Here is a 22499-nt window from a genome sequence, read left to right as displayed (position 1 = left end):
CGCGCCATGAGTCCCATCACCTCATTCAAGGCCTTGGCCCGCGACACTTGTGGTCAAGTTCTTTCTCGTTTGGGTTTGACGGCGCCCGAAGCGCGACTGCATCAGCGGCTGTCCATCATCACCTTTCACCGGGTGCTCACTGAGCCACAGCGACAACTCTATCCACTGCCAGGACTGGCCGTTACACCGGACGAGCTGGACGCCCACCTGAAGTTCGCAACCCGTCACTTTCGGTGCCTGTCGCTCAACTCGGCCCTCGACCTCTGGGGCCAGGACCGCTACGCCGGCCCACCCATTTTGGCCATCACCTTTGATGACGGGCAACTCGACAACTATCAGAACGCGCTGCCCGTCCTGGAGCGCAACGGGGTGACAGCCAGTTTCTATATACCCAGTCAAACCCTGGAGAACACCGCGCCGCTGTGGCATGACGTGATGGCGACCTCGGTCGCCTGGCTGACCGCTCATCTGACCCATCCAACCGTGTTGCCTGACCCTTCACAGCGCAAGGGCGCGGTTGAGTTGCTGGCCGACTTGCATCCTGGAGGAGACCTTGAACGCACGGCCGGCCACACCACTGTCGAAGCGGCGCTTGAAGCGACCAAGCGGTGGAGCCCTGCGCAACGCGAAGACTGGATGCTGCGAGCCCAAACCTTGCTGCCGTGCCCTGTACGGCACAGTTGGGACGGTTTCATGACGGTGGAGCAAATGAAAGACCTGATTGCTCGCGGCCACGAGATCGGCAGCCATTCGCACTCCCATGCACTCCTGCCGCAGTGCACGGCTGACGAGCTGCAGGCCGAGATTGCAGGCTCCAAACTGAAGCTTGAATCCGCTCTGGGGACGCCCATCACCACGTTCTGCTATCCCAATGGCTCGACCGATCAGCGATCAGTGGCCCTGGTGCGCGAGGCCGGCTATCGCGCCGCCGTCACCACCCAGTGGGGCAGCAATGCCCGGGAAGCCGGTCTGTACACGTTGCAGCGATTCAACATGAACGCGAAACACGCACAAGACCGCCGGGGCCGCTTCTCTGAAGCTCGCCTCGCCTGGCGGATGAGTGGTTGGCACCCCGGACTCACCGGAACAAAACAGGATCCGTACGGCAGAGCGTCTGCATGACGAAGGTCTGTGACCCGTCAAACGAAGAGGCCGTGCGGCGCACCATCGGCGGCCAACGCCGGTAGCGACTGCCATTGCGGCCTTTCCTTTATCGGGCCCAACGCACCAGTCGCACGAACCTGCGTTTTGACCACGCATACATATGGGTCAGGGCGACACCAGCAGCGATTGCCAAAAACAGCGACAACCATGGTTTGTTCTCGCCGAACAATTTGGTCACGATGGATATCATCACTTCGTGGCTGAGAAAAATAAACAGCGAAGCACCGGCGATTTCGGAGATCACCACCTTTGCCGGAGCAGGCACGGAAAAGGCCCGAACGAACAACACGAGTGCACAACCGCCTCCCACGTAGAAGGTTGCAGAGGTTGGACCCCAGAAGAACAACGCCAGCATGATCGACACGGTCACAGCCAAAAGCCGGGTGCGCAAATCATTCGCAATCGCCAGAACGATTCCTAGGGAAAAGGCCCACGCATAATTCCATGGAGTCCGCCTGTAGTTGTAGTCGGCGTTCCACAGCATTTCGACGAATTGACGAAAAGCGACGGCTGCCACGAGCAAGACGAGTGCGCTGACCATCGGCCGCACGCGAAACGACTCTCGCACTCTTGAGAAAGAGAACATCAACGCAGCGAGCAACAACAACTGTGTGTATATCTCAATGAAGTAAAAGAGAAACCCCTTTAGCGTCTCAGGGTCGAGGAAGTTGGAGATCAGCAGCAGCTGTGAAAATTCAAATTTTCTGGTGACCAGTTGCAAAAATGCGACCATGAGAATGGTCGGTATGGCGACATGCTGAATGGTTCCCAACAAGGTTCGGATGCTGCCGGTGCGGATGATCTCCGGCAGTTGAAAACGGGTGACGGAGTAGCCCGCAAGCAAAACCAAAAAGTACGCTGCCCCCCAGTTGGGGCTGTAGACAAATGCATCTGTGTGCAACGCCACGATGCAGACGATGAAAAACGCGCGCGCAAACGTGATCGATTCCAGTTGGCGCCAAATGGATTTGCTTCCTGTGCCAATGTGGCGCTGCAACTCTGCGGCACTGAGTTTCTCCCAATCCATCGGCAACGGTCCAAACCGCTGCTCGAAACTCAGGGAGAACTGAATGTAATGCAGCGAGTCCCCCCCAAGGGATTCGAAGGTGTCTTCCGGCTGAACCGTTTGACCGGGGAATTCGTGTCTGAACAGTGAGACCACGTCGCTGATCTTGCCGGTGGACAAGTGGGGGTCGGTAGAGCCCGCGGCAGGCCGTTGCGAGATGAACTGCGCCGCGAGCACGCTCCGCTGCACTTTGCCGGTGCCCGTGACGGGGATGGCGTCCACCGCCATGACCTGCAGCGAGCTGCCGGCCTCGATCCCCATGTCTCTCAACGCGGCCATCGCCACATCGTGCATTCGCTTGGTCTCAGAGGGATCGGTTTGCACCGCGACCAGGATGCCCTCGCCACGTTGAGCGTCAGGAATTTTCGCCACCGCAATCTGTGCACCCGGTTCGAGACGGGAACGAATACGCTCTTCAAGCTGATCGGGAACGATCTTCAGGCCGCCGCAATTGATCAGGTCGTCCGCCCGGCCATCGAAAAACAGATGACCATCCCTCATGTGTCCCAGATCGTTTGTCTGCAGCCAGCCGTCCGCGTCCAGCAAGTCGTGCAAACCGTCGGCATCGATGCGTGACTTCGCGACATGCGGTCCGCGAATCCGGATGCGGCTGTCCGCGCTGAGCTGAACCTCGGTCTGCCCCACGGGGCGTCCAACGGACCCCAGCAGATCCATGGGCGCGTCGGAAACCTGAAGGAAGGTGCTGCGCGAGGCCTCTGTCAGTCCATAGTGCTGCACGATCAGCGCATGGGGGAAGAGCTCTCGAACGCGACGCTTTTCCTCTGCGGTCATGTGCTGCGAGCCGATTTCCATCCAGCGCAGGTGCTGGCCCGCCTCACCGATGACTTCGGGGGCTGCCAGCAGGATGCGAAGCAAAGTGGGCACCGCAGAGAGTGCATTGACCTCACCGGCGGTGAGCATGCGTGCCAGTTCGAGGGGATCGAAACCGCGCGGAGACAGGTAGGCCCGCCCGCCAACGGCACTGATGGCCCGGTAGCGAGCCATGCCGAAGCTGAAAGTGGCGGGTACGCCCACGTATTCACGGATGTCTGCGGTCATCTGCATTTGATCGATGATTCGCTCAGCCGCATCAGCCAGGTTGGCGTAGGTCAGCAGGATGCCTTTCGGTTGGCCTTCGGTTCCTGAGGTGTAGGTGACCTGCGCGGGGAGATAGTCGTGAATCAGGGGATGTTGAGCCGCAAACCAGCCCGACTGCTCCGCGGGAACGATGCAGCGATCAATGGTGATGCCTGACAGGTTCCCGGCTTGAGCTTCGTTCTTCACCGTCACCAGCGGCCGACGTGCTTCGTAAAGCGAAAACACCTGCTCGACGAAGGCAATCGAATTTTTGCCGACCACTGCGGTGGCCTGTAGGTTTTTGTCGTTCATCTTGGGTTCTCGTTACGGGGCGATAAAAAACTGAAGTCACCTCTGAGGCCTGCCCGATTTCCTGCTCCAGGCAAAAGCAAAGATTGATCAATTGTTCTACACAGTATGCGATGAGGCTCCCTGTCGTCGTCCCCAACCAAAGTAGAGATCACCTGATCAGCAGCACCCGCTCCGCGACCGGCCGATGCCTGAAGCCGAACACCTCAGCAACGGCCGCTCACGCTGTTCAGGCCTTGGCGCCAAGCAGCTCCGGGTGCCCCAACCGACGCAGCAATGCTTGCATCACCGAGGGGTCCTGAAACACACTGGCGAACTTCCCGTACAAGGATCGTTTGAGCAACGGAAATCCAGCGTCCAGCATCTGTTCCGGGCAGTTCAGGCACAGGTCCTGGTGGCGCGAGCCGTCTGTGTACCAGAAGGCGCCCACGCTCATGTGATGGCTGGCAACGCGGGCCAGACGGGTTTCCTGCAGCAGAATGACTGGCCCTGAGGCGTCGTAGCACCATTCGGTGGATATCACGGGCGCGACCGCTTGCAGGAACTCGGCGTTGAGCTGGCGGACGATCAGGGCAAAGGACTGCAGGTGGTTTTCCTCCAGCGAGCTGGCGCTCAACCCGGAAAGTCGCCACCGGGCGTTTTCGATGAAGGGCGTCAACGGTGCGAAGGGGCCCAGCATCGAGTCGTTGAACACCAGCACATCCGAGTCCGGTGCATGTGTTGCCAGTTCGGTCATGCCGATGGCGTATGCCGAGAAGTCAAAGCCTTTCACCGCCTTCCAGCAAAGTGCATCGCAATGGTTCTTGAGTTCTGCCAGCACCGGGTGATCGGGCGGACAGGCGCACACGATCATGAGCCGGGCGCTTTCTGCAGCCAGACGTTCCAGCGTGAAGCGGTGCTGCGGCGACAGCTGCCCTTGGGGCAGGTACATGAAGTACAGCAGCCACTGGCCGGTGGTAGACGGAGGTGTCAGCAGCTTCCACGCCGGAGCGTCCAAGCGGGTCTGGCGGGCTGCCCAGCGACGCAACACGATGCTCCAGCGTGGAGGGCTGGGGACGTAGTTCCAGTGCGTGTGGGCGCCGGGAACCGGACGAACCAGTTCAGTAGGCATTCTTGCCCGTCAGCGCACCCAGGGTGCGCAGCAAGATGGTGAAGTCGAGCCAAAGTGACCAGTTGTTGATGTACTCGATGTCCGCCTCGATGCGCTGCTGCATGCGCTCGATCTCCTTGGTTTCGCCGCGCAACCCCCGCACCTGAGCCAGGCCAGTGATGCCGGGCTTGATGTTGTGTCTCGCGAAGTAGACGTCAATCCCTTTGGAGTACTGCTCGTCATGCTGTACCGCGTGTGGCCGTGGCCCCACCAGCGACATCTCCCCTTTGAGCACGTTGAAGATCTGAGGCAGTTCGTCCAGACTGGTCTTGCGCAGAAAGGCACCGACCCGGGTGATTCGAGGGTCGTTGCGGGTGGCCTGCTGAACCACGCCAGCCTCTGGCTGGTGCACGAACATGCTGCGGAACTTCCAGATGTGGAAGACCCGGCCGCTCCAGCCCTTGCGCGCTTGGCGAAAAAACACCGGTCCGGGGCTGTCCAACTTGATGGCCAGGGCGATGAGCAGGAGAACGGGCGAAATCAGGAGCAGGATGAGGGTGCCCAGTACGCGATCTTCCAAGGCCTTCAGCAACAGACGGGTGCCTGTGAGGGGGGTTTCCGACAGGGTCAAGACTGGCAATCCGGCGATCTCCCGCACGCTGTGATTGACCAGCAGCAGCGAAAAGATGTCTGGCACCCAGTGAACCGCTACCTGGCGGTCCAGCAGCTGGAAATACATGTCCTCAATGAGGTCCGATTCACCCAGGGGAATGGCGAAATAGACCGTGCGCACGTCGTGTCGGTCGATGATGGCCAACATCTCGCCCAGCGGGCCGATGATGTTGGGTTCTTTGAGTGTGCCGAAGTCTGAGGTTTCGTAGAGGGTGGCCCCCGTCTTCCCACTGCGGCTTTGCGCCGCCGAGGGCAGTTGCAGGCAGCCCACCACGTTCTGGTTCAACCAGGGATTGCCCGATACCTTGTTCTGCAGGTAGCGTGCGAGTTTTCCAGTGCCCACGATGAGCACGTTTTCAGCAGGCACCGCATGGCGCATGACGCGGGTCTGCGCCTGGCGGCTCAGGTATTGCAGCAGCACCTGCAGCAGGTAGCCTGCCACATACAACTGCCCGAGCAACAGGCGGGAAAAGGTGTCGGTCTGCTTGGTCGCGAAACCGACCACTAGAAGGAACCCAAAGGCCAGCGACCAGGCCTTGAAGTGGGTCAGGGCCTTGCGCGTAAAACTGCTGTTGCTGCGGTATACGCCGAACTGGTCGTAGGCAAACAGCATGCCGATGGCCAGCAGCAGCAGCATCATGGAGTAGTCGGCCGTGAGACCGCCGACTTGTTGGCGGATCAGCAGCAGGGCCAAGCCCAAGACCGCGACCAGATCCAAGACGGTCTGTACGGCCGTGGAGATGCTGCCTCGGCGTTTGAGGATGGATCTGGGGGGTCGCTTGGGGAGGACCATGGCGAAAGTGTAAAGGTGTCCGATGATTTCAGAACTGGACAGAGACGCTCAAACGCAACTGTACCGTCACGGCCATGCCGATGTTCACGCTCCTGACGGTACGATGGAGGTGGCCGCGTCAATCATGCACATCCCCTCCTCAACACAGAGCTTTTCGTCTTGTCTGCGGTCTGGGCTATCTGTCTGGGCTATCTCTTACCACTGAAGGGCCTCATTTAATGTTGTCGAAGACGCGACCTTTGTGTCCGGCCAACGTGGGATGCCGTTTGAAGGGCAAACCAATACCTTCCCGTCCACAAATGTGGGTCAACTCCAGTTCTGTGTCTGAGGGTGCTCTGAATATACCCCTGCCAATTGGCAAGCAGCCGAGCCGATATTGAAGGGTCGCGATGATTCAAAACGCAGACGCCAAGTGTTTGAGCGCCAAAATATGTGCATGCTTGGCGTCATGTGGTGACGTCGGAGTAAGGCAGATTGTAAGCACGGTGAGGTGGTGCTTGGGCTCAAGGATTGGTTGTATGCGACTCTACGGTCGAGTTGTGAGCACGGGAGTCAATTGCCACCACTTTGCCAGATGCAAATTTTCATTGGGCAATCATTTTGGCGATCGATCCTCTGGAGGGATTTCATTGGCAGGTGATTGAGGGTGGTGTTAATTATCGAGAGATTTCATATGAATGTATTGTTGACGGGCGGTTGTGGATACATCGGAAGCCACGTGGCGGTGGTGCTCATGTCAGCGGGACATGAGGCGGTACTGGTTGACAATCTATCCAACAGTCATCAGACGATTGTCGACAAGGTCGCAGAAATCGTTGGCCGATCTCCTGCGTTTTATCAGGGTGACGTGGGTGAGGTAGCGTTTGTTCGAAACATCATTCGCCGACATCGCATAGATGCCGTTATTCACCTCGCAGGTTTCAAGTCAGTTGGCGAGTCCGTACAGCAGCCTCTCATGTATTACCAGAATAACGTCTGTGGCGCCTTGGGCTTGCTTCAAGCGATGGAGGCAGAGTCAATATCAAATATTGTGTTCAGCAGCAGTGCCACCATCTACGGCGATCCGCAGTATCTCCCTGTCAATGAAGCGCATCCCAAACACGTCATTAATGCGTATGGGCGCAGCAAGTTGCACATTGAGGACATGTTGAGGGATATCTGTATCTCTCGCCCTTCGTTAGGAGCCGTTTGCCTGCGTTACTTTAATCCTGTTGGAGCTCATCAGAGCGGACTGATCGGAGATCATCCCAGGGGAATTCCCAACAACTTGATGCCCTACGTCGTACAGGTTGCATGCGGTGAACGGGAGTTTCTGAACGTTTTCGGCGCGGACTATCCCACGCCTGATGGGACAGGTGTGCGAGACTACATTCATGTGATGGATTTGGCTGAGGGTCACATGGCAGCCTTGAAATATCTGTCTTCGAACAGCGGTTGGCATGCCTTCAATTTGGGAACCGGGAGAGGCTACAGCGTGCTTGAAATGATTCGTGCTTTTGAGCGGCAATCTGGCCGCACTGTTCCTTACAGGTTGGTTGCGAGACGTGAGGGGGATGTTGCTTGCTCTTATGCAGATGTCCAGGCAGCCACGTTTGAATTGAACTGGAAGGCAACGCGGTCCCTCGAAGACATGTGCTCAAGCTCATGGCTCTTTCAAAGCCGCCTGTCCACTGAATGACGCCATTCTTAGCGAGTCTGTTCTCGCACAACTGCTCGCGCCGTGCTCATCATGGAGTCAACTTCTTGTCGACGGAGCAGTCACTGTCTGTGAACCGATTCCAATCGCTGGCTACCATCGTGGATCTTTTGGTGGGAGCCTGCCACTCTGCGGTCAGACGAGCACCGGGTCAGCATGAGCGAGCAGACGACACTGCCGCTCGTTGGGGTCTGCGTGCCGAGCAGAGGCGGAGTTCTCTGCTGGTGCAAACTCCGGAATCAGCGCCCGGCAAAATGCTTGTCGCTGAACTCGAACTGCCTGGCAGTTCGAGGCAGGTTGATTTTGGTCATGCCGTTGCTGCGGTTATGTCAGGAAACAGGCAAAGAACGCTGTTTGAAAAACGGGTATATAACCTTTGCAAATAGCGGCGCAAAAAGCGCTGTCACCAATATACCCAGCACCAGCAACTGCAATGCGGGATGCAGTTTGGCCATGAATTGAAATTTATGAAGCAATAAGAGGCAAAGGCCCGATGAAAATATCAGCATTCCGAACATTGCGGATTCAATACGCAGATTCTTTAGGCCCAGTTGCCATCCGAAATAGCGGCTGATGATCACTGTGATGATTTCGCTGGCCAAGACTACAGCAGTCGCCATGAGCATCGTGCTTTTAATAAGAGAAAGCAAGGCCAAAAGCAACAGAAAAGAAAGCACCTTCACCGCACTTGCAAATGCCAGCCACTGGGGCCGCCCCTTAACAAGAAAGGCTGATCCGTACAGGCCGCCAATGTTGCTGAACCAAGCGCTCGCAGCCAGTATTGGTAAAAACACGGCAGCTTGAGAATAGCGGTCATCGTAAGCCAAGGCAAAAAAGCTCTGGGCTCCAATGATCAACAACACGACCACATACGTTGACATCACCAGCACTGGCGTCATGGCTTTTTGAAAGGCTTCAGGCAGCTTCATACCGTCTTCAAGCATGCGCGCGTACCATGGGAAGACAACGGCACCTTGCAAGCTGCCTATCAGGCTTGGAACCATCAACGCCAAGCTGGATGCGATGGAGTAGACGCCTACTTCCACCAGTGGATACATTGCTGAAAATGCCAGACGATCGATCTGGATTGACAAAAAGGTCAGCAGTGTAGATAAGAAGATCCATTTGCCGAAAGAGAAAATGGATCGCACTGCAGTGGCCTCAAGCACGAAGCGCGCACGCGCGCCGGGCAAGAACCAATAGGTCAATGCCGAATGCAATGATGCCGACACCACTGCGGCTATTGCCAAGGCATATACCGACCGCAAGTACCAGGCCAGACTCAAAAGCACCGTCGTATTCACGATCGTCACAGCAATTTCAATACGCGTAATCTGTGCCACGCGCATGTGCCTGGCAGCGCTGAGCACGCGGGGCGACCGTAGCCCTTCTATCAACGCCGTCAGCGCGACGAGTGGAATCAGCCACCGCAGTTCAAGGGCACCAGGGTCATTGGCTCCATAGAATGCGGCCATTGGCCAGGCCAACAGCGCCGCCAGCAAAGTGAGAACAACGCCCCTGATGACCTGCATGGTCCAGGCCGTGTTCAGAAAGTCCGGTTCGTCGCCGCGCGAGCTTTGGATCACGTTCTGCTGAAGTCCGATGTCAGAGAACATCGCCAAGCCCATCATCACGGCATTGACAAGCGCCATGAGGGCAAACGCCTCTTCGAACAGCAACCCCGCCAAGATGATATTCATGCCGAGGCGAATCACCTGTCCCGAACCGAATGCAATCAAGATCCAGGTTGTGCCGGAGCGGGCCTTGGCATTCAGCGCAGACCGGTTCTGGGCAGACACGGATGCGATGGAGGGGGTGTTGATGGTCACAGTACAGGGGCCTCTTTGGGTTTGCGAGCCCACTCGCTCACCAAGGTGACGTAGGCCACACTCAAACCAAGCACCGACCAATACACCACAGGTATTGCACTGATGCTGCTCACGGTATAGATGATGAGCATGATGGCCGATACTGTGGCAAACAGGGCGCGCCCAAGCAATGTGGAACGGGGGTCATACCGTCGCGAAATTCGCATGCCTTTCCGCAGTTGTTGGAGCGCGCACAGGAAGGCTCCAACAAAAAGCGCAAGTCCCAGCAGACCTGAATACAGCGCCACGCTGACATAGGTGTTCACCACATCGATAATCCCCTCTCCTTGAATCATGACCTGCAATTCTGGCGCGTCGAGGTAATCATATGATCCAAACAATAGATTGCGCGCAATCACTGGCAACGCCGATGTGAGCAGATTGGCGCGGTACTCCACATTTCCCTGCTCGGTAGTGCCGACGACAGGCAACATGTCGATCAGAAGTTGACCGCTTGGTAGCAGACTCAACACCAAGAAGAACGTCACCGCACCCAATCCCAGACCTGCTAGGCGCTTGACGGACTTTGGCCCGATCAGGATGAGCACGACCACGAGAAACGCCGAGCCCACCCATGGGCCCCGAGACAAACACGCAAGAATACCCGCGGTCAAGAGTGCCCCTCCCAGAAACCGGTGCAATGGCTTGGAAACGAATTCTTTGAGGTAAAAAAAGAACCCTAGGGCTACCACCAATACATAGCCAAGAACAATTGAGTTACCTACGGATGCATTGGGTCTCAACAGGCCAGATCGCATCAGATAGCCGCCGAACATGCCTTGATGTACGCCCAATGCGCCCAGAACCGCTGAATAGATTTTCCACGTGCGAAGCACTTCAAAGATGGCAACAATTGACAGAATCATTGCAGCGATCAAGTAGCCTGTCATGGCTTGTTTGAAGCCATCTTCGCTGCGAATGCTTCTGCTCGCCACGTAATACGGAAGGAAGATGTCGACCCAAAGCGACAACACCGATCGCAATCCACTGGTGACGTTGCCCTCACGAAATGCCAGCAACGACATGAGAAAAAGATAGCCCAGCACCATCCAGTCCACCGGCGAACTGCCCAGACGGGCCGAGGTTGTCCGTTGAAGAAGAGAAAGGGCAGCGGGCAGGAGCAAAACCACGCCCAGAAGGCGGTAGTGGTTGAGTACCCAGAGATGATCGACAATCCCCAGACCAGGAATCTCCGCAGGCGCTGGCGGCGACACAAACAGCAAAACGAAATAAAGACCCATCACATGCGCTTCGCGGCGTCGATAAGCCAGCAGAATCGCACCAAGCATCAGGAAGTAAAGCAGGATGCTGTGCGAAAGGAACAGCACAACCGTGCTCAACACCCAGAGATTGCGCCAGCGTTTGAGCGTTGCCTCTGGCACGAGTTGCGACAACACACCCCGGGCGGCATAGAAATAGCCTATGCCCAGCACCATCAACACCAGCAGGGCGCGCACATGCTCAGCCATTGCGGTGAAGCACCGAGCTCAGATCAATGACAGGGCTAAAGCAGTGAGGGCGATTCGTGACAGACCGAAGGAACAGCTGCAAGGAGGGGGGGGACACAGCGATGCGAATAGAGTAGCTACGGGCACACACCTTCATCATCCAGTGCGAGACTAGTAGTAAGCGTTCTGGACGGGTGCCTCGTCTTTGTTCAGCACCACGCCCAGCAAATTGGCCTTTGAAAGGCGGCTCATGGCCTCCTCGACCTCGTTCTCGGTGGACACCCCGCTGCCAACAACCATCAGCACACAGTCGATGCGCGGGAGCACGGACATCACATCGTCAGCCGCCAGAACGGGGGGCAGATCGAATATCACGATGCGATCGCTGTACCGCTCACGCAAATCGTCGATGAGGTGGCCCACCTTCGAAGAAGACAGCACCTCGGAAGCGCCGGTGACCGGTTGGTTGGTTGGCAACACAACAAAACGCTCGATGCCTGGATTGACAAGGGCGTCACCAACGTTTGCACGCCCATCCAAAAAGTCATTTAACGACAATGAGCGGTTCAAGCCCAGGTAGCGGGCAACGCTGGGACGGCGCAGGTCAAAATCAACCAGCAGGGCCGTGCGGTTGGTCTGCTGGGCGATACTCATGGCCAAATTGATCGCCACCACTGTCTTGCCTGACTCCACGCTTGGAGACGTGATGGCCAGTGTCCGCCAGCCGTTCTCATCCATCTTCTGCAAAACCTGGGTTCTCAGCACGTCGAATGCCCAACTGGCTGGATGCGTCTTCTGATGGGAGACGACTCTATGGCGATCCAGGTGCGCAGCGTCCATCGAGACCACAGCCGTTTGCGTGTAGTGCACGGGACTGGCGTCTCCGAGCGGCACTTCTCGTCTGATCGCGGAACTGGATTCACCGATGGATGCTTCCGAGCCACGGACCCTGCGTAGCAGAGGAGCATCTGACCTGGCCGAATCAACTTCGGCTGCTTTGGCCTTTTCAATCGCAAGCTTGATGCGTTCCATGTGGCAAATTACCTTCAGCCCAGACGGGAGAACAATGAGATCAGCAGGGTATGCAGGGGCTGGACCACGGTATGAACCACCACAAGTGCAATGAGCACCAATCCCGCCATGAGTCCAATCAACCGTTTGCGCAGCAGCTGCGACGAGTGAAGTTCGGCGGCTGAGGGGATATACGGGATGACCACCATGGGTCGCTGACCGGTCAGTGCGGTCACGGCGCTTACCCCTCTGACACGGGCAAAGATCATTTCGAGCAATACAACCACGCCTGCGGCTGCGGCGAGCGAGAGGAGAAAACCGAGTGCAACAAGTTTCTTGCGATTCGGCTTCAGGGGGTATTCGGGCATCAAGGGGGGCTCAAGCAGCGTAAAGCGTTCCCCTTGCTGATCACCCTCCAGGTTTTGAACGATCTGCGCCGACATTTGCTTGGACCGCAGGTCCTCATATTTTGCTCGGGCAGCATCGTGATCTCGTTGAAGCGCGGCCAGATCACGTTCCACCTGCGGCGCACGCGTCACTTGAGAGCGCTGTTGATTGATGGCATTGCGAAGGCTCCGCTGTTGGTCTGCCAACAAGTTGGCGCGCGCGCGTGCTGTGCTGCGTTGGGCCTCCAGGCGGGACACCGCCAGCCTTGCTTGTGCAGCAATAGCATCACGCGTTGGGCTGCTGACCGAAGTCTCTGTCCGCAAAGCCCTCTCCAGTAGATCGATTTTTCGCCGCTGCGCTTGCACATCCGGATGGTCCTCTGTGGAAACACCCCGGATGCGTGCCAACTCGGATCGAGCCCGTTCCAGATCCTGCTCAGCAACGCTGGGACCCGCCGGGGTCACGGTGCCAGGCGACAAGACGCCGGCGCGGGCGCCTGCCAAATCCACCTCCAGCGTCTGCAATTCGTCCAGTGCCAAACGGTGCTCTCGTTCAGCGGCTCGAAGGTCACTCTCAAGCGCTTGGATGCTTGCCGCTACCACCTGCCCATCTCCTGTGGTGCTGCCCTGTGTGCGTTTGTAGACCGCGATGCGACGCTCCAGATCTTCCAGTTGAGCCTTGACTCGGTCGGCCTCCTGACTCAAAAACTCGTTCGCGCGAGAAGCCTGATCCACCCTTTCCCGAACACTGCTTTCCAGGAACAACTGAATCAACGCGTTTGCAACCTCCAGTGCTTTTTCCGGTTGGCCATGCTGAAAAGACACGTTGAACGCAAAATTGTTGGTAGGTCGCTCCCAACTCGGCATGTTGCCAATCAGCACATTCACACCAATGCTCGCTCGCATGGCGTTGACCATGTCCGTGTCTTTCAATACAACCCCGGACTTGGAATCAAACACTTGATGCTCCGCCGCAATGCGCAACAGGCTCTCACGGGTCATGATTCGCTGGCCCAAGGCTTGAACCCGCTGCTCGCCGTTTCCAGGCAGAGCAGAACGCACCACGTCACCCGAGATTGGGGGGCCCTCAACCAGCAACGTCCCAGTCGACTCGTACACCCTCGGCAACAGCATCGCCACCACCACAGAGGTGGTCAGGACAACACCAATGGTCAGGATGATGGCCGTCGCTCGGCGCCGAGCGATGGACAGGTAGTCTTGGATGCTAAGTTGGTAGTCGGCCGACATGAGGTTGTTGAGTTAGAAGTTGGGGTGCGCGTACACCAGCCCCACGGCCACTGAATTTCCACGCGCTGTGGGACCGCCGAAAGGCTTGGCTCGCCTTTGCTCAAAACCCAATGTAAACGCCCAAAAACGGGTGAGCTCTGATCGGATCCGCGCAAACGCACTGACACCGGCATCGCCATTCGTCTCCAGGGATCGGGCGCGTGCAATTCCGAGGGACAGCGACGTGTTGACAGTGAACGGATACGTCAATGAGGTTTCGAGGCTCTCGGCACGGGTGTACGCTCCCAGCGAGCCGCCCGCGCTGACATACCTGGACCAGGCCACAGCGTAGTCGAGCCGTTCACCCGTGAAGGTCAGGCGCAAAGCACCCACGGGGTCGGTCTTGCTGCGCAACGCGTTGGTGCGAACAGCGCCTGCCGTCGCGTTCAGGTTAAACCCTTCACTGAGGTCGACTTCGTATCCCAGTCCGAGTTCGCCACGCGATGAACTCTCGCCAACCCCGTCCGGATTCAGGCGCGAAGCGCTGGCAGACAGCGAATAGCGAGAATTGGCGCTCGACTCGAAGCGATAAGCCACTGACCCTAGCGTTTCGCTGTAATCAACAAGCAATGGTGTGTCGTAGCTCAAGCGTGCATGTGACGCAGCCAGTTCAACCGAAGAATCAGCCGTCAGATTGCGGGTCCATGAAACGCCCAGCGTTCCGGTGCGCTGTGTGCTGTCCCGAGTCACCCTGCCGAACTCGGCGAATTCGGTCTCCCGGGTAGACGCTTCTTCTAACGAAGCTCTCACACCAAACACCGCGACCGGGCTAGCGTTCTCCCAAAGCGCACGCACGCTTGGCAGGGTGCGACTGGCGCTCAAATCGGTGTTTCCAGACCTTTCAATCATGCCGCCAAGAGACAGCTCTGTGCGCGAATCCCCTTGAATCGTTTGAAGAGTGTATTGCGGGTGAAAGCGATAAAGCGTGACGCTGCCGCGGCTTTCTGCCGCCAGGTCAGGATTGCTGACACGCACGATTTCCATGGGGACCGTCAGCGTGTTCTGCGCCATCGCTGGCAACCAAGCAAGCGCCTGGAAGGCAAGGACCAAGGGAGTGGAGATCCGCGAACTCATGGTCAAGGCACCAAGATGGTGTCGCCGGGCATCAGAACCACATTGGTGTCGAGCTGGTTGCCCTTGACCAAGTCGTCGTATCGAACCGGCAAGATCCGGTTGCCTTGCGGCGTACTGCGCAGCACACGGATCGAATTGCCGTCAGCGAAGCGATCCAGCCCCCCTGCCTGGCTGAGCATTTGCAGAACAGTGGTCTCTGGCGAGGTCAAGGTCACTGCTCCAGGGCGGACCACCTTGCCGAGCACATAGACCTGATTGCCATCGGTTGCCGTTATGGCCACCGTCACGACCGGTACTGGGATGTATTTTTTGAGCTTTTCTGCCACGCGGGCTTCGACCTCTGGCGTGCTCAGCCCCACCACCTCGACGCGCCCAGCCAACGGAAAGGTGATGCTGCCATCAGGCAGCACGCGCACCTGCATCCGCAATGCATCGTCACGCCAGACAGACACCATCAAGGCATCTCCGTGCCGCAGTTTGTACGCGGAGTCCGTTTGGGCCATCACTGATCCACAAGCTGCCGCCAACAGGAACGTCATCGTGACGCGCGAAAAAATGGTCATGGTCGGTCTCCAAAGACTAGAGTCGTTACAGGCTTCCCAAGCACTTGCTGTTCGGGAGCCAATTACCATCAATTTCTTGTTTTACGCTTGGAGGTTTCAATTTTTTACAACATGCATCTTACGCGAAGCACGCCTCCGTTCCATCCCTATCATCATCTCTTCGAGGTACATCGCACTGCTTACTTATGGTTGTGATAAGTAGTACCGGCCGGTGCGCCGTCGACACGATCGACACGAGGCTTTGAACCATTGGGGTACAGAAAAATCACATTATGACCGCCCGAGCACCCCGGTGCCTCTTGCGGAGCGGGGGGCATCTCGATCAAGTCAACTTTGCCCTCTGGGGGGGGGGCGCAGGATTCATTTCCAAGGTGCGCTGATGGGTATTGGTTTTAAGCAAGGCACAAGTAGCAGCCGCGGATGCCATCGGTTGACAGCAAGGAAACCCGCTTGGGGCCTTGAACATCCGCGACTGTATGAGCGGGAGAAAAGCAAAGGGTTGCAATACATGCGGGGGCTGTGACACCGCTGGGCGGCCAGTGAAGCGTGCATCGCCGTTTTTCGGCGCCGCTTCGGGAGATAGACTTGCTGTTTCATCAAAGCGCTGGGTGCTCGGGCGCGCAGCTGCCAGTTAGTCGGGGAACCGTTCGCATGCATGACAACAAGCTGGGTGTGGTGGCGATTGGGCGCAACGAGGGCGAACGGCTGCGGCGCTGCCTAAGTTCGGTTCTGCCCGTTGTGCAGGCAACCGTTTATGTCGATTCGGGCTCCAATGACGGTTCGAACCGGATGGCAGCAGAGATGGGCGCCGAAGTGATTGACCTTGATCTCTCACGGCCGTTCACTGCGGCACGGGCCAGGAACGAGGGCTTGCACTGGCTGATGCTGCGACACCCCGACATCGACTTCGTGCAGTTTGTCGATGGAGACTGTGAGATTGTCCCAGGCTGGCTGGCGGCCGCAAGTGAGTTTCTAGAGAAACACCCGTCTCACGCCGTGGTGTGCGGCAGGCGTCGCGAGCGGTATCCGGAACGCTCCGTCTACAACCGGCTGTGCGACGAGGAGTGGAACACGCCGATCGGCGACGCCATGTCCTGCGGCGGCGACGCCATGATGAGAGTGACGGCACTCCAGGCCGTCGGAGGCTACCGAGACAGCATGATCGCCGGTGAAGAGCCCGAGTTGTGTGTCCGACTGCGTCAGCAGGGCTGGCTCATCCGCCGACTGGATCATGAGATGACTCTGCACGATGCAGCAATCACCCGTTTCAGCCAGTGGTGGAAGCGTACGGTGCGGTCTGGTCATGCCTTTGCTGCTGGCGCCTGGCTTCACGGCGCACCACCCGAGCGACATTGGGTCTGGGAAACTCGCCGGTCCTGGTTCTGGGGGATCCTCCTACCGCTTTCGATCGCAATTGCCATGATCGGCTTGGGACCTTGGGCTGCGCTTCTGGCACTGGCCTACCCGCTGCAATGGTTGCGCCTGTTCTGGCGCAATGGCTCAGCTCGATCAAGCACCTTCTTGGTCATTGGCAAGTTTCCTGAGGCCCTGGGGGCGCTGAAGTTTCATATTGCCCGTCTGCGTGGCGTGGCCGGCACTATCATCGAGTACAAGTAGTTCGCCAGAAGGGAGCCAACGTCGTTGAACCATGGTTTTGTTGTCCACTGGTCGCCGGGTATCGGAGACCCCAGCTTGGGAGGATGGCTGACCGTTTTTCTGTACATGGTTGCAGGATGGACCATATGGCGGTTGCTGCGCGAATGGAAGGAGACGCACGCATGCACCGCTCGCTCCGAACATTGGTTCTGGAAAGGGCTCCTCATTGGGCTTGCCCTGCTGGGCATCAACAAACAACTCGACCTGCAGAGCGCCCTCACCGAAGTCGGTCGCATCTTGGCGGATAGACAAGGCTGGTACGCTGATCGACGCCAACTTCAGATGGCTTTCATCGCCGGGATCGCCATGCTGGGATTGACCCTGTTTGCCGTCACGCTCCACCTGACTTGGGGTGCTCCTGCGTCGACGCTCTGGGCGCTGCTGGGCGGAACCGGCCTGCTGATGTTCGTGATCATCCGGGCAGCGTCTTTCCACCATGTCGACGCGGTACTGGGACACCACCTTTCCGGACTTCGCATCAACTGGTTATTGGAAATGGGGGCGCTGCTGGTGATCATTGGCAGCGCTATGCGGCGGCGACGACAATCTTTTTCATGAAGACTCATGCGGCGTCTGACGGTTTCCCAACACTGCCTTTTTTCACTGTTTCACATTTTCGGTGGCTCCGGATGCTGGTCCAACGGGCTGAATCGATGTTGTCTCCTGGGCCAAGTGCCATGATCGAAGATCCCCTCTTGTACGCATTGAACGATCTCTCAAGTCCAGTCGGCATGGTGTTGCCTCGCTGGACCACCCAATCATGAATGAGCACTGTATGTTGTGCGGGCTGCCGGTCTCCCGCGCCAGAATGAAACAAACACTTGACGGCCTTCTTGGCCGCATTGCACGAGGGGAGGGTGCATGGCTGCTCACACTCAATACCGAGATGCTCTCTCGCTTCACGCGAGACCCCGGCTATCGGGATCTCGTCGCCCGAGCCGACATCATTACCGCCGATGGCATGCCGCTGGTCTGGGCCTCTAGATTCATGGGTGCGAATCGGGCCATTCCTGAGCGGACCACTGGCGTCGACTTGGTAGACGCCTTTCTGCGCCTGCCTCAGTTGCCGGCCTACGCCATCATTGGAGGAGTGGACCCAGCCGTCACCGTGGCACGCTATGGTGGTGCGGCACAGCAAGCTTGCCGTTATCTGTTCACCGGCAAGGTGGACCTGAGCAACGAACAAGTGCAACAGTTCGTCGACACTCTGCGTGAACTGCAGGTGCGCGTGGTGTTCTTGGCGCTGAACGTTCCGAAAGGGGACCGACTTGCCTTCAAGATAAGGTCTTTGATGCCGGAACTGGTCATCACAAGCATTGGCGGCAGCTTTGAAATCCTCGGTCCGCAAGGCGGCCGTGCTCCGAAGTGGATGCAGCGGACAGGGATGGAGTGGCTGTTTCGGCTGATGAAGGAGCCCGGTCGCCTATGGAAACGTTACCTCGTTCACTACCCGGCTGGCATCGGTTTGCTGGTCAAGGACTGCCTAAGATCTCTGAGGAAGGGCAATCAGACCGTTGAGAAGCCATAGAGGTCTCTTCCCGAGACCTCTTGAAACGTGTTATTGGCCTGCCCGGAGGGACTCGAACCCCCGACCTGCTGCTTAGAAGGCAGCTGCTCTATCCGGTTGAGCTACGGGCAGATGGGTGAAGCAGATGCAAAAAAGGCCCACACTGTGGGCCTTTTTTGTACTTCAACGATGGTCGGAGCGGCGGGATTCGAACTCGCGACCCTCTGCTCCCAAAGCAGATGCGCTACCAGGCTGCGCTACGCTCCGACTAGCCGACGAGTATACCCTGCGAATGTGGTCCATCTTGAGCGCCGTCACGTTTAGGACACCAAAATAAGCTCGCTCGTCTCCCTCAAGAAGGGTTGTCCGGCTCGCTGTGTCACCTTCAAGGGCGAAAAAGTGCGACGAATGACCATTGAGTCAAGCCTGCGCCGCATGTTTGAGCGACTCAGGAGTACCCCGAGTGGACAGACCACGTCGGCCCCATTGGATGGTCTCGTGGTCCATTGGGCGAGGGGTCGCTTCATCAGCCGAACGCGTCGTCCGGCAACCGTCCTGGTTGAGCGGGATGGTTGGCTGCTGAAGCAACCTATTCTCGCCACTTGCAGCGCTTCTTTCCCTGAGCGCCCGAGCCATGCAACTGACCGGACGCACGCACCTTGATCCGACGATCAGCAGCCACGGGTAACGGGCATCTCCATCTCGGGTTTCAGGGCCATGTGCTTGGCCAACTCCAGCTTAGCGATGGACTGGCGATGCACCTCGTCCGGACCGTCGGCCAGGCGCAGGGTGCGCTGGTTGGCATAGGCGTAGGCGAGCGGGAAATCGTCGCTCACACCGCCGCCGCCATGGGCCTGGATGGCCATGTCGATGATCTCGCAGGCCATGTTGGGCGCCACCACCTTGATCATCGCGATCTCGGCCTTGGCCACCTTGTTGCCCACGGTGTCCATCATGTAGGCCGCCTTGAGCGTGAGCAGGCGCGCCATTTCGATCTTGCAGCGCGCGTCGGCAATGCGCTCGTGCCACACCGACTGGGCCGACACCGGCTTGCCAAAGGCAACGCGGCTGTTCAAGCGCTTGCACATGAGTTCCAGCGCACGCTCGGCCGCCCCGATGGAGCGCATGCAGTGGTGGATGCGGCCCGGGCCGAGGCGGCCCTGAGCGATCTCGAAGCCACGGCCTTCGCCGAGCAGCAGGTTGCCCACGGGCACACGCACATTCTTCAGCACCACTTCCATGTGGCCGTGCGGCGCATCGTCGTAGCCGAACACGGAGAGCGGGCGCACCACCTCGACGCCCTTGGCGCCGGAGGGCACCACGATCATGCTTTGTTGCGAGTGGCGCGCCGCGTCCGGGTTGGTCTTGCCCATGACGATGTACACCGCGCAGCGCGGGTCGCCCGCACCCGACGACCACCATTTGCGGCCGTTGATCACGTATTCATCGCCGTCGCGTTCGATGCGGCACTGGATGTTGGTCGCGTCTGACGAAGCGACTTCGGGTTCGGTCATCAGGAAGGCCGAGCGGAACTCGCCGCGCAACAGCGGTTCCAGCCACTCGTCCTTGAGTGCTTCGCTGGCGTAGCGCTCAAGGGTTTCCATGTTGCCGGTGTCGGGCGCGGAGCAATTGAACACCTCGGCCGCGAACGGCACACGGCCCATGATCTCGCACATCGGCGCGTATTCCAGATTCGACAGCCCTTCGGGCGCACGGGGGCTGCGCGGCAGGAACAGGTTCCAGAGGCCAGCGGCGCGTGCCTTGGGCTTGAGTTCTTCGATGATGGTCGTGGGGATCCAGGGGTTGCCTTGTGCCCGGTTGGCTGCGATCTCGGCGAAGAAGCGCCCCTCGTTGGGGTAGATGTGTTCTTCCATGAACGCCAGCAGGCGTTCGCGCATGTCCTTGACTTTGTCGGTGTAATCGAAGTTCATGAGGTTCCTTGGAGCTGTGACGGTTGTGAGTGCGGTGGGAGGAGGGGACGTCAGGCCTGCTGCGCGAAGCGCCACGCCATCGCGGCCAGAGGGCGGGCGCCCGCCGCCGACGACACCGCCTGCGCGCTGGACGCGGTGCCCGCCTCGACCCGCTTGGCGATGCCCTGCAAGATGGCCGCCAGGCGGAACAGGTTGTAGGCGAGGTAGAAGTTCCAGTCGGCCTTGAGCTGGTCTGGGGTGGTGAAGCCGGTGCGCTCGCAGTAGCGGGCGATGTACTCGGCCTCGGTGGGAATGCCCAGCGCTGCCACATCCAGTCCGCCGATGCCGCGAAACGCTCCCGGCGGAATGTGCCAGGCCATGCAGTGGTAGCTGAAATCGGCCAGCGGGTGGCCCAGGGTCGAGAGCTCCCAGTCAAGGATGGCCAGCACACGCGGCTCGGTGGGGTGGAACATCAGGTTGTCGAGCCGGTAGTCGCCGTGCACGATCGAGGTGAGCGATTCGTCACGCGCCATCGCCGGGATGTTCTGCGGCAGCCATTCCATGAGCCGGTCCATTTCTGGAATGGGCTGCGTGATGGACGCCACGTACTGCTTGCTCCAGCGACCGATCTGGCGCTCGAAGTAGTTGCCAGGCCTACCGTAGTCGGTCAGGCCGATGTCGGCCGGCTTCACGCTGTGCAACGCCGCCATCACGCGGTTCATTTCATCGTAGATGGCACCGCGTTCAGCCTTGCCCATGCCGGGCAGGGACTGGTCCCACAGCACGCGGCCCTCCACGCACTCCATCACATAGAACGCTCGCCCGATGACCGATTCGTCCTCGCACAGCACATGCATCTGCGCCACCGGCACGCCGGTGCCGTGCAGCGCGCCCATCACCCGGAATTCGCGCTCAATGGCGTGCGCCGAAGGCAGCAGCTTGGCCACCGGCCCGGGTTTGGCGCGCATGACGTAGGCGCGCTGCGGCGTGATGAGCTTGTAAGTGGGGTTGGATTGACCGCCCTTGAACATCTCCACCGACAGCGGGCCGGCAAAGCCAGGCATGTGCTGAGCCAGCCAGTGTTGCAGCGCGGCGATGTCGAAAGTGTGCTGGTCGGCCACCGGCCGCGTGCCGGTGAAGTTCTGAAAATCTGTCATTCGGCTGCGGGCGGTTGGTGCTGGAGCGTTTGGCTCAGGTTTCTGCTTCGGCGATGCGCATCAGCATGTCGCGGTTGCGCACCACCAGCCCTCCCTGCTCGATGCGGATGGCGTCCTCGCGCTCCATCGACTTGAGTTCCTGGTTGACGCGCTGACGCGACGCGCCGAGCAACTGCGCGAGTTCTTCCTGCGCCAGTTGGAGTCCGATGCGCATCTCGTTGCCGTCCGACAGGCAGGGCACGCCGTAGCTGCGAACCAGATGCAGCAACTGCTTGGCCAGCCGGGCGCGCAAAGGCAGGGTGTTCAGGTCTTCCACCAGACCAAAGAGCGTGCGGATGCGCCGGGCCTGAAGCCGCATCAGCGCTTCGTACAGCTCCACGTGCGCGCTGAGGATCTTCTGAAAATCGGTGCGTGCCACGCAGAGCAGGGTGGTGGCACCATGCGCGTAGGCATCGTGCGTGCGCCGGTCTCCGTCGAACATCGCCACATCGCCGAACCACACGCCCGGTTCCACATAGGTCAGCGTGATCTGCTTGCCCGAGAGCGAGGTCGAGCTCACGCGCACCGCACCCTTGGCCACGGCCGTCCACTCGGTGGGCGGCTCGCCGCGGGCGACGATCAGGTCGCCGTCCTTGAATCGCTTGACGTAGGCGCATCGAAGTATGTCGTGTCGCAGGGAAGGGGAAAGACTGGAGAACCAGCGACCACTGTTGATCGCCTCACGTTCTTCCATTGTCAGAATTGGTTCATCCATCGGCTGTCTTA

17 protein-coding genes and 2 tRNA genes are annotated in these 22499 nt (G+C 58.8%); 5 read left to right on the top strand and 14 right to left on the bottom strand.

Annotation, left to right across the window (positions count from 1 at the left end; all coding sequences use genetic code 11):
- The first annotated feature begins 6 nt into the window (after window positions 1-6).
- Window positions 7-1122, top strand: coding sequence for a polysaccharide deacetylase family protein (locus tag IM738_RS08985; RefSeq protein ID WP_236965522.1), 1116 nt, complete (start codon window positions 7-9; stop codon window positions 1120-1122).
- Window positions 1123-1210: 88 nt separating this feature from the next.
- On the opposite strand, the gene IM738_RS08980 is transcribed toward IM738_RS08985, so the two are convergent.
- The 3 genes from IM738_RS08980 to IM738_RS08970 form a co-directional block, all read right to left on the bottom strand.
- Window positions 1211-3619 carry an AMP-binding protein gene (locus tag IM738_RS08980; RefSeq protein WP_236965521.1) on the bottom strand — a complete coding sequence of 803 codons (2409 nt, stop codon included), beginning with the start codon at window positions 3617-3619 and terminating at the stop codon, window positions 1211-1213.
- A gap of 226 nt (window positions 3620-3845) precedes the next feature.
- Window positions 3846-4727 (bottom strand): hypothetical protein, encoded by an 882-nt coding sequence (locus IM738_RS08975; protein ID WP_236965520.1) that lies wholly within the window; start codon window positions 4725-4727, stop codon window positions 3846-3848.
- Window positions 4717-6171 (bottom strand): undecaprenyl-phosphate glucose phosphotransferase, encoded by a 1455-nt coding sequence (locus IM738_RS08970; RefSeq protein ID WP_236965519.1) that lies wholly within the window; start codon window positions 6169-6171, stop codon window positions 4717-4719. Before IM738_RS08970 ends, IM738_RS08975 begins: the two co-directional genes overlap by 11 nt.
- 673 nt (window positions 6172-6844) lie before the next feature.
- On the opposite strand from IM738_RS08970, the gene galE reads away from it, so the two are divergent.
- Window positions 6845-7849 carry a UDP-glucose 4-epimerase GalE gene (gene galE / locus IM738_RS08965; RefSeq protein ID WP_236965518.1) on the top strand — a complete coding sequence of 335 codons (1005 nt, stop codon included), beginning with the start codon at window positions 6845-6847 and terminating at the stop codon, window positions 7847-7849.
- Window positions 7850-8196: 347 nt separating this feature from the next.
- On the opposite strand, the gene IM738_RS08960 is transcribed toward galE, so the two are convergent.
- From IM738_RS08960 to IM738_RS08935, 6 genes are all read right to left on the bottom strand, one after another.
- Window positions 8197-9696, bottom strand: a complete 1500-nt coding sequence (locus IM738_RS08960) for an oligosaccharide flippase family protein (protein WP_236965517.1) — start codon at window positions 9694-9696, stop codon at window positions 8197-8199.
- Entirely contained in the window at window positions 9693-11204 is a 1512-nt protein-coding gene (locus tag IM738_RS08955; RefSeq protein ID WP_236965516.1) for an O-antigen ligase family protein, read from the bottom strand. Before IM738_RS08955 ends, IM738_RS08960 begins: the two co-directional genes overlap by 4 nt.
- Window positions 11205-11354: 150 nt before the next feature.
- Window positions 11355-12215 (bottom strand): CpsD/CapB family tyrosine-protein kinase, encoded by an 861-nt coding sequence (locus IM738_RS08950; RefSeq protein ID WP_236965515.1) that lies wholly within the window; start codon window positions 12213-12215, stop codon window positions 11355-11357.
- Window positions 12216-12229: 14 nt separating this feature from the next.
- On the bottom strand, window positions 12230-13828 hold the full coding sequence (locus IM738_RS08945) for a GumC family protein (protein WP_236965514.1): 1599 nt from the start codon (window positions 13826-13828) through the stop codon (window positions 12230-12232).
- Between the two features lie 12 nt (window positions 13829-13840).
- The gene (locus IM738_RS08940; protein ID WP_236965513.1) at window positions 13841-14941 is read right to left on the bottom strand and encodes a hypothetical protein; all 1101 of its coding nucleotides are present in this window, start codon (window positions 14939-14941) and stop codon (window positions 13841-13843) included.
- 2 nt (window positions 14942-14943) lie between these two features.
- The gene (locus IM738_RS08935; protein WP_236965512.1) at window positions 14944-15504 is read right to left on the bottom strand and encodes a polysaccharide biosynthesis/export family protein; all 561 of its coding nucleotides are present in this window, start codon (window positions 15502-15504) and stop codon (window positions 14944-14946) included.
- A 651-nt stretch (window positions 15505-16155) separates the two neighbouring features.
- Here IM738_RS08935 and IM738_RS08930 point away from each other — a divergent pair.
- The 3 genes from IM738_RS08930 to IM738_RS08920 all read left to right on the top strand — a co-directional run bounded on the left by IM738_RS08930 (window position 16156) and on the right by IM738_RS08920 (window position 18688).
- On the top strand, window positions 16156-17121 hold the full coding sequence (locus IM738_RS08930) for a glycosyltransferase (RefSeq protein WP_236965511.1): 966 nt from the start codon (window positions 16156-16158) through the stop codon (window positions 17119-17121).
- 24 nt (window positions 17122-17145) lie between these two features.
- A complete protein-coding gene (locus IM738_RS08925; RefSeq protein WP_236965510.1) occupies window positions 17146-17718 on the top strand; it encodes a hypothetical protein in 573 nt (190 codons plus the stop codon).
- Between the two features lie 202 nt (window positions 17719-17920).
- On the top strand, window positions 17921-18688 hold the full coding sequence (locus IM738_RS08920; protein WP_236965509.1) for a WecB/TagA/CpsF family glycosyltransferase: 768 nt from the start codon (window positions 17921-17923) through the stop codon (window positions 18686-18688).
- A gap of 34 nt (window positions 18689-18722) precedes the next feature.
- Here IM738_RS08920 and IM738_RS08915 read toward each other — a convergent pair.
- The 5 genes from IM738_RS08915 to IM738_RS08895 form a co-directional block, all read right to left on the bottom strand.
- A tRNA-Arg gene (locus IM738_RS08915) sits at window positions 18723-18799 on the bottom strand.
- Window positions 18800-18857: 58 nt separating this feature from the next.
- Window positions 18858-18934: transfer RNA gene (locus IM738_RS08910), tRNA-Pro, on the bottom strand.
- Window positions 18935-19338: 404 nt separating this feature from the next.
- On the bottom strand, window positions 19339-20598 hold the full coding sequence (locus tag IM738_RS08905; RefSeq protein ID WP_236965508.1) for an acyl-CoA dehydrogenase family protein: 1260 nt from the start codon (window positions 20596-20598) through the stop codon (window positions 19339-19341).
- Window positions 20599-20648: 50 nt separating this feature from the next.
- On the bottom strand, window positions 20649-21734 hold the full coding sequence (locus IM738_RS08900; protein WP_236965507.1) for a phosphotransferase family protein: 1086 nt from the start codon (window positions 21732-21734) through the stop codon (window positions 20649-20651).
- A gap of 34 nt (window positions 21735-21768) precedes the next feature.
- Window positions 21769-22488: a Crp/Fnr family transcriptional regulator gene (locus tag IM738_RS08895; protein WP_236965506.1), complete on the bottom strand. Its 720-nt coding sequence runs from the start codon at window positions 22486-22488 to the stop codon at window positions 21769-21771.
- Between the last annotated feature and the right edge of the window lie 11 nt (window positions 22489-22499).

Source organism: Hydrogenophaga sp. SL48, from assembly GCF_021729865.1.
In the GTDB taxonomy this organism is placed as follows: Bacteria; Pseudomonadota; Gammaproteobacteria; order Burkholderiales; family Burkholderiaceae_C; genus Hydrogenophaga.
Note: the sequence above shows the minus strand (reverse complement) of the source record. Positions and strands in the feature narration are given on the sequence as shown.

What these genes read in the sequence shown, in the direction of transcription:
- IM738_RS08985 (WP_236965522.1), top strand. Translation starts at nt 7, where the DNA reads ATGAGTCCCATCACCTCATTCAAGGCCTTGGCCCGCGACACTTGTGGT.
- IM738_RS08980 (WP_236965521.1), bottom strand. Translation starts at nt 3,619, where the DNA reads ATGAACGACAAAAACCTACAGGCCACCGCAGTGGTCGGCAAAAATTCG.
- IM738_RS08975 (WP_236965520.1), bottom strand. Translation starts at nt 4,727, where the DNA reads ATGCCTACTGAACTGGTTCGTCCGGTTCCCGGCGCCCACACGCACTGG.
- IM738_RS08970 (WP_236965519.1), bottom strand. Translation starts at nt 6,171, where the DNA reads ATGGTCCTCCCCAAGCGACCCCCCAGATCCATCCTCAAACGCCGAGGC.
- galE (WP_236965518.1), top strand. Translation starts at nt 6,845, where the DNA reads ATGAATGTATTGTTGACGGGCGGTTGTGGATACATCGGAAGCCACGTG.
- IM738_RS08955 (WP_236965516.1), bottom strand. Translation starts at nt 11,204, where the DNA reads ATGGCTGAGCATGTGCGCGCCCTGCTGGTGTTGATGGTGCTGGGCATA.
- IM738_RS08950 (WP_236965515.1), bottom strand. Translation starts at nt 12,215, where the DNA reads ATGGAACGCATCAAGCTTGCGATTGAAAAGGCCAAAGCAGCCGAAGTT.
- IM738_RS08945 (WP_236965514.1), bottom strand. Translation starts at nt 13,828, where the DNA reads ATGTCGGCCGACTACCAACTTAGCATCCAAGACTACCTGTCCATCGCT.
- IM738_RS08940 (WP_236965513.1), bottom strand. Translation starts at nt 14,941, where the DNA reads ATGAGTTCGCGGATCTCCACTCCCTTGGTCCTTGCCTTCCAGGCGCTT.
- IM738_RS08935 (WP_236965512.1), bottom strand. Translation starts at nt 15,504, where the DNA reads ATGACCATTTTTTCGCGCGTCACGATGACGTTCCTGTTGGCGGCAGCT.
- IM738_RS08930 (WP_236965511.1), top strand. Translation starts at nt 16,156, where the DNA reads ATGCATGACAACAAGCTGGGTGTGGTGGCGATTGGGCGCAACGAGGGC.
- IM738_RS08920 (WP_236965509.1), top strand. Translation starts at nt 17,921, where the DNA reads ATGAATGAGCACTGTATGTTGTGCGGGCTGCCGGTCTCCCGCGCCAGA.
- IM738_RS08905 (WP_236965508.1), bottom strand. Translation starts at nt 20,598, where the DNA reads ATGAACTTCGATTACACCGACAAAGTCAAGGACATGCGCGAACGCCTG.
- IM738_RS08900 (WP_236965507.1), bottom strand. Translation starts at nt 21,734, where the DNA reads ATGACAGATTTTCAGAACTTCACCGGCACGCGGCCGGTGGCCGACCAG.
- IM738_RS08895 (WP_236965506.1), bottom strand. Translation starts at nt 22,488, where the DNA reads ATGGATGAACCAATTCTGACAATGGAAGAACGTGAGGCGATCAACAGT.